Source organism: Mesorhizobium sp. M2A.F.Ca.ET.039.01.1.1, assembly GCF_003998035.1.
GTDB lineage: Bacteria > Pseudomonadota > Alphaproteobacteria > Rhizobiales > Rhizobiaceae > Mesorhizobium.
Genome location: NZ_RZRY01000169.1, coordinates 1 through 10,479 on the forward strand (window position 1 = coordinate 1; position 10,479 = coordinate 10,479).

Genomic DNA, 10,479 nt, shown 5'->3' on the forward strand with positions numbered 1-10,479 from the left:
CAGCCAGGCGGCGCGGCGGCCGGCTTCCTTGTCCTCGCGCCACAGCGCGCCAAGCGCGCCGCCGGCGGGATAGTTCGGCGCCAGCGGCGGACGCAGGCGCTGCACCCGGCCGCCTTCCTGGTCGATGAAGACGGGAGCTTCCGGGCGGCCGACGCAGTCGCGCATCGCGGCCACCAGGTCGCGGATCTGTGCCGCCTCGCCGATGTTGCGCGCAAACAGGATGAAGCCCCAGGGACGTTCGTCCCGATAGAAGCGGATTTCGTCTTCGGTGAGGGATTTCCCGGCGCAGCCCAGGATCATGGATTTTGATTCGCTCATAGACCGAAGCTTAAGGCTTTGAGCGAGCAAAGGGAATCACCCCTGCCCTGAGACTGGCCAAAGCTCACAACCGTCCACAACGAAAAGCCGGCGCGGCCTTGCGGCGGCGCCGGCGTTCGGTGTTGGGACGGATCAGCGCGATACGAAGCAGTTACCGCCCGCCGCCTTGTAGCTGGTGCAGAGCTCGATCGCATCGTTGCGCGAATGGGCCGGAACGCGGACGCGGTAGAAGGTGCCCTTGCCCGCGACCTCGGCCTTGACGATGTTGGCGGTGCGGCCGGAGAGCACGCTTCCGTAGCGGCGCTGCAGATCCTGATAGGTCGACTGCGCGCTTTGCACCGTCGGCTGCGAGGCGATCTGCATCGACCACGAGCCGCCGCCGGCTGCCGCCGCCGGATCGATGGAAGCGACCTGGTCCGGCTTGACCTCGCCGACGATATCGACCGGCTGATCGGACGGACGCGCCGGCGCCACCGGCACCACCGCGGGCGTGTTGCTCGACTGCGACTTGGCTTCAGCCTTCTTCGCGGGCTTCGCCGGCTTGACGGTCACCGCATCGGCCTGACCCGTATCGGCCTGCCCCGTATCTGAAGCCACCGTTCCCGTCTGCTGGCCGTCGGAGGCCGGCGCGACATGCTGTGGCGCCGGATCGCTCGGCTCGGCCGCCGCGACCTTCGGCGCGGCCGGAGCCGGATCCTCGCGCGGCACCAGCGAGCCGTCAGGCTTGACCATCATGGTCTTCACCTTGCGCGGCGCGACGGCGACGACATCGTTTTTGTTGGCGGTGTTGGCGGCATCCTGCTGCAGCACCTGTGCGATGCGGTCTTCCGACTTCGGCGCCGGCGCGGCCGGCTGCGCGCTTGCCGGTGCGGCAGGCTGGGCGCTTTCGGGCACAGCGGCTTGTTCGACGCCGGGCAACGCCGAGCTTGTATTGCCGGCAGCATCAGTGCCGGCCGCGGCGTCGTTGTCGTTGGGCGAAAGATCGACCACGCGGCTCGGCGGCGGTTCCTTCGAGGCCAGGTCGACGGGCTGTTCGGTGGTGTTCACCAGCTTCTGCTGCACCGGCTCGGCAGGCTTTGCCGCGCCGCCGCCCTTGGCGACCGCGTCATAAACCTTGTTGTCCTGGTTCGGCACCACCGCGCCACCCGGATTTTCGGGCTTCACCTTGATCGGCGAATTGTCGGCCTTGACGATCACCGGAGCCTCGCTGCCGCCCTTGCCTCCGAAGGAGAAGGCCAGCGCGCCAAGGCCGCCGAGAACCACCACGGCGCCGACCAGCCCCGCGATCATCATGCCGCGACGGCGCGGCTGCGCCGCCTCACGCTCGGCAAGCCCGGGGATCGCCATCGCCTCTTCAAGCTCAGGATCGTAATCGAGATCGTCGGTAGCGAATTCGTCCGCCTGTGAGACCGGCCGGCTGCCGGGCAATTCGTCGGCGTCGTAGTCGTTCGCGGCAGCGAAGGAAGCCTGAGCGGGCGGAGCCGCCGGAGCCTCGGCCCGCAAGTCGCGACGGTCATAGCCATTGAAGCCGGCGCTGTAGGTTTCGTCGTCATAGCCACGGTTCTGCACGGGCGCCGACGCGATCTCCGTCGCGTTCATGTCGGTGAGCAGGCTCGCGAATTCCGCGTCCAGATCGTCATAAGCAGCGGCGGCCGGCTGATCCTCCTCGAAGCTGAGCTCCGGAATGTCGAGGTCGTCGGCGAGCGCGACCACGCGCTCCGGCACATCGACCGTCTCGACATCCGGCACCTCGTCATGCTGGCGGGGCTGCGGCGCAGCCATCGGGGCCTGCGCCGGTTTGGCATGGGCGGAATAATCCGGGGCCGGCTCGTTGCGGTAAGCAGGCGCGGTCATCTGCAGCGGCGCTGAAGGCGCTGCCACCTGCACCGGCGCCGCTTGGGCCGGCTGTGCCGCAAATGAGGCTTGCACCGGCGGAGCGGCGGTCGGGGTCGAACGGCTCCAAGACCTTGTCTGCTCGACCGGCGTCGGATGCATCCATTCGGACGAATTTGCCGGAGACCTCGCGCTGGCGGCCGCCGCCTGCTCGGCCTCGATACTCCCGGCGAAAGCGGCGCCAAAGGCGTCGTCGTCGAAATCAATGTCCTGTTCGGCCGCCGAAGGTCCGGCGCTGGAGGGCTCGGCCTTGGCCGAGGCTGCAAAATCCTGGCGGTCGAGCTCGTTGGCGAGCAGGTCGTCCAGGTCGCTGTCGGCCGGCTGCGCGTCCTGCCGGTCCTGCGCCGGCTGGCGCTCGTCGAGATCCCAGTCGAGATCGTCGGCCGCCGTGTTCCCACCGGCGTGGCTCGCGGATTCCGCAACCAGCCGTGGCGCGGGAGCAGGCTCCTTGACCGTGGGCATAGGCCGTGCGGTCATGGCGCCGAGCAGCGCGTTGAGCTCGTCCTCCAGGCTGCGCTCGCTGGCGGCCGGCTTTGCCGGTTCCACTGCCGCGACCGGAGGGACCGGAGCAGCGGCAACTGGTGGGACTGGAGCAGCCACGACCGGAGCCGGCTCTGCCGGCTGCAATACGGCGGCGGGCTCGACGGCCGGAGCTTGCGGCTCTTCATTCAGCGCGTCGCGGAAGCTCAGCTCGAAATCGTCATCGGCCTCCGCCTCGACCATCGGCGCCGGCTCGTCGGCGAGCGACAGCTCCGGCTCCTGAAGATCCTGATCCTGGCCGAGATTGATGTCATCGCCCGGCGTCTGGTCGAAATGGCCGGCGAAATCATCTTCGGAGATCAGCGGGGCGGCTGCATGAGCTTCGACCGACTCGACGGCCCGCGCATGCTGCTCGGGCTCATGGCTTTCAAACGACAGCTCGTCTTCAAGCGACATGTGGACCGCGCTGTCGAAATCGGCGTCGAACGCCTCTTCGCTCGCGGCCTGCATGGCTTCGACGGCATCCTGACGGGCGTCCGCCGGCTCGTGATGGTCGAGCTGGAAATCCTGGTCCAGCGAGGCCGCCATTTCATGATCGATCGAAAGGTCATCTTCGACCGGCGCGATATCGAGCGAACTGGCGACGGCCTTGTCGAAATCATCGTCGAAAGCGACTTCTGGCTCGGGAGCTGCCTGCGTCTCCGGCTCGAAACGCTCAGATGCGAAATGCGCCTCTGGCGCGACTTCCGGCTCCGCGGCGAAGTGCGGTTCTGGAGCGAACTCCGGCTCCGCTGCGCGCACCACGGCAAAGTCGGCGTGATCGGCCGCGTCATCAAAGACGAAATCCTGCTCGAAGGAAGCCGTCAGCTTGTCGTCATTCACGGCGGCGCTGGCGGACTCGAAGGCCGGCTCATGGCTGATCTGGTGGATGGCAGCCTGCTGCGCGACCGATGCGCTTTCCTCGACGGAATCGAACTCGCCCATCAACTCCTTCTCGAGGTCGATGTCGAAATCGTCAGCCTCCGCGGCGTGATTAGCCGGCGTGGCGTTCTCGGCCGCGGGGGCCGGCTGTCTCACCGGCTGGCGCGGGTCGAAACCCATGATCCGGGTCAGTTCCGCGAACGGATCGTCGTCGGCGATATCGTTGTGGTCGGCTACTTTCAGCGGGGTTCTGTCTGCCATTATTGTTCCCGAACTCGCACAAAGTCGGACGCCATGGACGTCGCGCAGGGTTGGCCCTTACCAGCGCAATGTGGGCAAAAGGTGACAGGTTTTTTAGTTAAACCTAACGCATTTCCGTGGGCGCGTCTGCCCCGATCAGCGTCAGGCCGGAGGTCAAGACATCCGAAACAGCCTGCACCAGCCCTAGTCTGGCATAGGTTGATTCTCGGTCGTTAACCTTAACAAAACGTAAGTCCTGATTGTCGTGGCCGCGATTCCACTGTGCATGGAAGCCTGAAGCCAGGTCATAAAGGTAGAAAGCGAGCCGGTGCGGCTCCAACGAAAGCGCTGCGGATTCGATCAATCTTGGATACTCAGCCAGCTTGCGGATCAACGCGATCTCGCCCTCGTCGGCCAGCGCAGCGACGGAAGCCGCGAGCCGGTTGCGGTCGAAATTCGCCTCGCCGAGCTGCTCGCTCGCCTGCCGGAAAACAGAGTGGCAGCGCGCCGACGCGTACTGGACGTAGAACACCGGATTGTCCTTCGACTGCTCGGTGACCTTGGCGAAGTCGAAATCGAGCGGCGCGTCGTTCTTGCGGTAAAGCATCATGAAGCGGATCGGGTCGCGGCCGACCTCCTCCACGACGTCGCGCAAGGTGACGAAATCGCCGGACCGTTTCGACATCCGGACCGGCTCGCCGTCGCGGAACAGTTTGACGAGCTGGCAAAGCAGCACGGTGAGCTTGACCGTATCGCCGGCGACCGCCCGCGCCAGCGCCTCGAGCCGCTTCACATAGCCGCCATGGTCGGCGCCAAGCACATAGATCAGGTCGACGAAGCCGCGCTCGACCTTGTCCTTGAGATAGGCGACGTCGGCGGCGAAATAGGTGAACGAGCCGTCCGACTTGACCAGCGCCCGGTCCATGTCGTCGCCGACCGCGGTCGACCGGAACAGCGTCTGCTCGCGGTCTTCCCAATCGTCCGGCTTCTCGCCCTTCGGCGGCGGCAGCTTGCCCTTGTAGATATGCCCCTTGAGCGTCAGGTCGGCGATTGCCGCCCGGATCTTCCTGGCGTTGTCGGCATGCAGCGTGCGCTCGGAGAAGAACACGTCGTGATGCACGTTGAGCAGCGCCAGGTCCTCGCGGATCATCGCCATCATCGCGTCGACGGTGCGATCCTTGACGATCGCCAGGGCCTCGTCTTCGGGCATCTCCAGCAGGCCGAGGCCGAATTCCTCGGCCAGCGCCTGGCCGACGGGGATCAGGTAGTCGCCCGGATAAAGCCCGGGCGGGATCTCGCCGATGGCTTCGCCAAGCGCCTCGCGGTAGCGCAGGAACGCCGAGCGGCCGAGCACGTCGATCTGGGAGCCGGCGTCGTTGATGACATATTCCTTGGTCACGTCGTAGCCGGCGAAGGCCATCAGATTGGCAAGCGTGTCGCCGACCACGGCGCCGCGGCAATGGCCGACATGCATCGGACCGGTCGGGTTGGCCGAGACATATTCGACATTGGCCTTGCGGCCGCCGCCGATGGTCGAGCGGCCATAATTGCGCCCCTCGCCGAGCAACGCGGTCAGATGCGCATGCCAGAACGCGTCCTTGAGCCTGAGATTGACGAAGCCAGGCCCGGCGATCTCGGCCGACGCGATATCGGCGTCGCCACGCAGCGCTTCGGCGAGTTTCTCGGCAAGCGCGCGCGGGTTCTGTCCAGTGGGCTTCGCCAGCACCATCGCCGCGTTGGTTGCGAGGTCGCCATGGCTGGCGTCGCGCGGCGGCTCGACCGCGATACGCGACAGGTCGAGCGTGCCCCCCTCCTTGTCCTTCAGGTCAAGGGCTTCGACGGCCTTTACGATCCGCGCGTTGAAATCGGCGAAGATATTCATTGGAAGTGCTCTGGGCTTTAAGAGGCGACCGGCCCAACGGCCGGCAAAATCGAGGCTCGCCCTAGCTCAAATCGGGCGTATGGTCAAACAGACGCCGATGTTCCTTCAAGGCATAGGTGTCAGTCATGCCAGCCAGGAAGTCGGCGACGCTGCGCGCCTTGATGCGATCCTCGGCCCGGTCGAGCCCCTCGCGCCAGCCATCGGGCATGGCGCGCGGATCGGCGAAATAGACGTCGAACAGCTCGCGCACGATCTGTTCGGCGTCGGCCCGCACCCGCATCACTTCCGGGTGCCGGTAGAGATGCTTGTAGAGGAAAGCCTTCAATTCCTTCTCGGCCGCGGCCATGCCGGCCGAAAAGGTCACCAGGGTCTCGCCCGCGGCGCGCACCGCATCGCCGCTGTCCGGTTTCAGACGCTCGATGTTGGCGGTGGTCGATGCGATGACATCCTCAACCATCAGTGTGATCTGACGGCGCATCAGCTCGTGGCCGGTACGCACATCGTCGAGCCGAGGATATTTGGCATGCACGCCCTTCAGGATGGAGCCCGGCAAGCCGACCTCCCCCAACATCTCCAGCGTCAGCAGGCCGGCGCGCAGGCCGTCGTCAATGTCATGGGTGTTGTAGGCGATATCGTCGGCGATCGCGGCGCATTGCGCCTCGATGCCGGCGAAGCGGTCGAGCTCAAGGTCGTGCAGCTCCGAATAATCGCGGATCGCCTGCGGCACCGGACCTTTGAGCCCTTTCCCGGTCGCATCGGTCAGCGGGCCATTATGCTTAACCAGCCCCTCCAGCGTTTCCCAGGTGAGGTTCAGCCCGTCAAATTCGGCGTAGCGCCGCTCGAGCCTTGTGACCACGCGCAGCGACTGCGCGTTGTGATCGAAGCCGCCCCAGTCGGCCATCTTCTCGTTGAGCGCGTCCTCGCCGGTATGGCCAAACGGCGTGTGGCCGAAATCGTGGACAAGCGCCACGGCCTCGGCGAGATCCTCGTCGCCGCGCAGCGCCCGCGCCAGGGCGCGCGCGATCTGCGCCACCTCGATCGAATGCGTCAGCCGGGTCCGGTAATGGTCGCCCTCATGCGCGACGAAGACCTGTGTTTTGTGCTTCAGGCGGCGGAAAGCGGTGGAATGGATGATGCGGTCGCGGTCGCGCTGGAACGGCGTGCGCGTCGGGCTTTCGGCCTCCGGGAACAGGCGCCCGCGCGAACGCGCCGGATCGCTCGCATAGACGGCGCGCGGCCGATAGCCGAACCCGATGTCGCCGAGGGCATCCTTGCCCCGCTGCTCTTCCATTGACCCACCAGTTGACTCAGGCCTGCCCGCTTCATACCTATCATGTGAAACCGAAAGCAAGGTGACGCCGATGGGCGCGGATGCCAAGACTGCCATGAAGGTCGAAATGACCGACGCCGCGGCAAAGCGGATCGCCAGGATCGTTTCCGGAGAACCGGGCAAGACGGCTCTGCGCGTCTCCGTGGAAGGCGGCGGCTGCTCCGGCTTTTCCTATAAATTCGACCTCGTCGCAGGTGCGAATGATGACGATATCGCCATCGAGAAGGATGGCGCGACCATCCTCATCGACGACCTTTCGCTGGTCTATATGGGCGGCTCGGTGATCGACTTCGTCGACGACCTGATGGGCCAGTCCTTCCAGATCAGGAACCCGAACGCGGTCGCCTCCTGCGGCTGCGGCACCAGCTTCTCCATCTGATCGACCGGACTTCGCAAGCCTATGACCGGTGCGAGCCGGGTAGCGCGTGCCTGTCCCCTGGCTTTGGCAGGAATGCGGCCGGACGGCCTTTCTAAAGGTCCGCGCAGGCAATACGATCCGCTTCGTCGAACGCCTTCCGTCCGAACAGCATCGAGGCCTGCATGAAGATCGTCACCTGGAACATCAACGGCGTTCGCGCCCGCATCGGCAACCTCACCCATTGGCTGACCGAAAGCGCGCCGGACATCGTTTGCCTGCAGGAGATTAAGACAGTCGACGAGCAGTTCCCGCGCGCCGAGATCGAGGCGCTGGGCTACAATGTCGAGACCAATGGCCAGAAGAGCTTCAACGGCGTCGCCATCCTGTCGAAGCTGCCCTTCGACGAGGTCAATCGCGGCCTGCCTGGCGATGATGCGGACGACCATGCCCGCTTCATCGAAGGCGTCTTTTCCACCGACCAGGGCGCTCTGCGCGTCGCCTCGCTTTATTTGCCCAACGGCAATCCGGTCGAGGATGAACGGAAGTTTTCCTACAAGCTTGCCTGGATGGCGCGGCTGGAGCGCTGGGCGGAAGAACGGCTGCGGCTGGAGGAAGCGCTGGTGCTGGCCGGCGACTACAACGTCATTCCCGAACCCGCCGATGCACGGTTCCCGGAAAACTGGCTGGGCGATGCGCTGTTCCAGCCGCAGACGAGGCAGGCCTTTCGCCGGCTGAAGAATCTCGGCTTCACCGAGGCTGTGCGCTCGGTGACCGACTCGGCCGGCGTCTACACCTTCTGGGATTATCAGGCCGGCGCCTGGCAGAAGAACAACGGCATCCGCATCGACCACCTGCTGCTGTCGCCGGAAGCCGCCAACCGTTTCTCGTCGGCCTCGGTGGAAAAGCACGTCCGCGCCTGGGAGAAGCCCTCCGATCACGTGCCGGTCGCGATCGAGCTCAGCCTGGAACCGGCCTGAGAAGTTCCAGTCCTTAGCTCAGGGTCTGTTGAGATTCAGGTCAGGCCGAGCCGGAGTCGAAGACGGGCGCGAAGCGACCAGACAAGGTGGTTTCCGAGAACCGGAGCGGAGCGTACTTCAAAGTACGTGAGCACCGGGAGCGCAGGAAGCCGCCATTCGCAGGCCGGCATCACCTGAATCTCAACAGACACTGGACCCTGATATCGCCACAAATCCCCTCTTTGATAAGGGTTGCTGTGGGGGGTTGAATGGCGATCCGATTTCTTTTCAGGCCGGTCGGCCTTGCCTTGGCGCTTGCCGCGCCGACGCCCTCGCTGGCTGCACCGGCCTGTTTTGCCAACGGCAAGTCCTTCAATGTCGGCCAGACGGCATGCCTGACCATTGCCGGCGAAAGCCATCTCGCCCGCTGCGACATGGTCCTCAACAACACGTCCTGGACAAAGATCAAGGATGAATGTCCGGGAGACGCGCCAAAACCGCACCCGACCTCGATCTCGACGCCCGGCCCGACGCCGGCGGAGCCGACTGAAAACTAGATCGCCGCGGGCCTCCCCCCTCGAAGGGGGAGCATCCGACGCTTACTGATCGCCGTTGTTGCCCTTGGTTAGGATGTCGTCGGCGAGCGAGATCGCGGTCCGGCGATCGGCCTCGCCGGCCGCGGCGAACGCCTCTTCCTGCATGCTGCGGATCCAGGGCTGATCAGCTGCCGGAGCCCGCTGAAGCGCCGCCGTCATCATCGCCAGGCCGCGCACGATCTTGCCGCTCTGGAACAGGAGGTTGCCGAGCGTCGCCTGCGCGCCGGCATGGCCTTTCTCGGCTGCCAGTTGCAGCCAGCGGCCGGCCTGCTTGACGCTCGCCTTCACGCCGCCCTCGCCCTTGAGGAACATCCGGCCGATCTCGAACTGGGCGTTCGGATTGCGGTAGTTGGCGGCGGCGCGCATATAATATTCCTGCGCCGCGACTTCGTTCTCCTCGACCGGCGTGCCGGGAATGCCCTTGCGCAGATAGTCGCCGAGCGCCACCAGCGCGTCCGAAACGTAGCTTTCTTCCGGCGAGCCGGGCTCGACATCCTGGTCGACAATCTCCGAGAAGAACTTGAAGGCGGCATAGTCGTCGCGCGTCACGCCGTCGCCTTCGGCATACATGCGCGCGAGCTTCCAGGTGGCGCCGATCTGGCCGTTTTCGGCGGCGTATTTATAGGCCTCGACCGCCTGGTCCTTGTGGCCGCTCTTGTAGGCCGAGAAGCCGAATTGGAACACCGCCCACGGGCTCGACTGCGGCTTCACGCCGGTCTTGTCGTCGAACACCTTGTCGTCGAAGGCCATGGCCTGCCCGACGGCGCCCAAGGTCGCAAGCGCGACCAGTGCCGAAAAGACAGACGACCTCAACACCTCAGATGTCCGCATAGCAGTGCGTTTCTTTGGCCCCACCCGGATGAGTCACCGCGCCGTCGCGGGCCGGCCCTACCGTTTGCGCATATTTCCAGATCGCGCCGGACTGGTAGTCGGTCTTGCGCGGCTTCCATTTCTTTGCCCGGGCCGCCAGCTCGGCGTCCGACAGGGCTACTTCGATCGTGCCGTTCACGGCGTCGATCGAGATCACATCGCCATCCTTGATCAGCCCGATCGGACCGCCGACCGCCGCCTCCGGCCCGACATGGCCGATGCAGAAGCCGCGCGTGGCGCCCGAGAAGCGTCCGTCGGTGATCAGCGCCACCTTGCCGCCCATACCCTGGCCGTAGAGCGCAGCCGTCGTCGACAGCATCTCGCGCATGCCCGGACCGCCGCGCGGCCCCTCATAGCGGATGACGAGAACCTCGCCCTCCCGGTAGTTGCGTTGCGTGACAGCTTCGAAGCACTCCTCCTCAGAATCGAAGCAGCGCGCCGGCCCTGAAAATTTCAGTTCCGACATGCCCGCGACCTTCACGATCGCGCCTTCGGGGGCAAGGTTGCCCTTCAAGCCCACAACGCCGCCTGTCTTGGTGATCGGCCGATTGGCGGGACGCACAACATCCTGGCTCTCATTCCAGGCAACGTGCTCCATATTTTCGGCCAAAGTGCGGCCAGTGACCGTCATGCAG

General features: G+C 65.3%; 8 protein-coding genes and 1 pseudogene. 3 read left to right on the forward strand and 6 right to left on the reverse strand.

Annotated elements, in window-relative coordinates:
• The 4 genes and pseudogenes from EOA24_RS15075 to EOA24_RS15090 form a co-directional block, all read right to left on the reverse strand.
• Positions 1 to 318, reverse strand: a pseudogene (locus EOA24_RS15075) (glycoside hydrolase family 3 protein); the annotation flags it as partial.
• A gap of 132 nt (positions 319 to 450) precedes the next feature.
• The gene (locus EOA24_RS15080; RefSeq protein WP_127409885.1) at positions 451 to 3,873 is read right to left on the reverse strand and encodes an SPOR domain-containing protein; all 3,423 of its coding nucleotides are present in this window, start codon (positions 3,871 to 3,873) and stop codon (positions 451 to 453) included.
• Between the two features lie 103 nt (positions 3,874 to 3,976).
• Positions 3,977 to 5,734 carry an arginine--tRNA ligase gene (gene argS, locus EOA24_RS15085; RefSeq protein WP_126082284.1) on the reverse strand — a complete coding sequence of 586 codons (1,758 nt, stop codon included), beginning with the start codon at positions 5,732 to 5,734 and terminating at the stop codon, positions 3,977 to 3,979.
• Positions 5,735 to 5,795: 61 nt separating this feature from the next.
• On the reverse strand, positions 5,796 to 7,025 hold the full coding sequence (locus EOA24_RS15090; RefSeq protein ID WP_126082283.1) for a deoxyguanosinetriphosphate triphosphohydrolase: 1,230 nt from the start codon (positions 7,023 to 7,025) through the stop codon (positions 5,796 to 5,798).
• Between the two features lie 70 nt (positions 7,026 to 7,095).
• Here EOA24_RS15090 and erpA point away from each other — a divergent pair, with 70 nt between their 5' ends.
• From erpA to EOA24_RS15105, 3 genes are all read left to right on the forward strand, one after another.
• Positions 7,096 to 7,443, forward strand: coding sequence for an iron-sulfur cluster insertion protein ErpA (erpA, locus tag EOA24_RS15095; protein ID WP_126082282.1), 348 nt, complete (start codon positions 7,096 to 7,098; stop codon positions 7,441 to 7,443).
• 161 nt (positions 7,444 to 7,604) lie between these two features.
• Entirely contained in the window at positions 7,605 to 8,399 is a 795-nt protein-coding gene (gene xth, locus EOA24_RS15100; protein ID WP_126082281.1) for an exodeoxyribonuclease III, read from the forward strand.
• A gap of 248 nt (positions 8,400 to 8,647) precedes the next feature.
• Positions 8,648 to 8,935, forward strand: a complete 288-nt coding sequence (locus EOA24_RS15105; protein ID WP_126082280.1) for a hypothetical protein — start codon at positions 8,648 to 8,650, stop codon at positions 8,933 to 8,935.
• A gap of 42 nt (positions 8,936 to 8,977) precedes the next feature.
• On the opposite strand, the gene EOA24_RS15110 is transcribed toward EOA24_RS15105, so the two are convergent.
• Both EOA24_RS15110 and EOA24_RS15115 read right to left on the reverse strand, forming a co-directional pair.
• On the reverse strand, positions 8,978 to 9,805 hold the full coding sequence (locus tag EOA24_RS15110; protein ID WP_126060391.1) for a tetratricopeptide repeat protein: 828 nt from the start codon (positions 9,803 to 9,805) through the stop codon (positions 8,978 to 8,980).
• The coding region (locus EOA24_RS15115) for a dihydroxy-acid dehydratase (RefSeq protein WP_189353952.1) at positions 9,792 to 10,479 on the reverse strand (688 nt) is incomplete at its 5' end. The genes EOA24_RS15115 and EOA24_RS15110, both read right to left, overlap by 14 nt.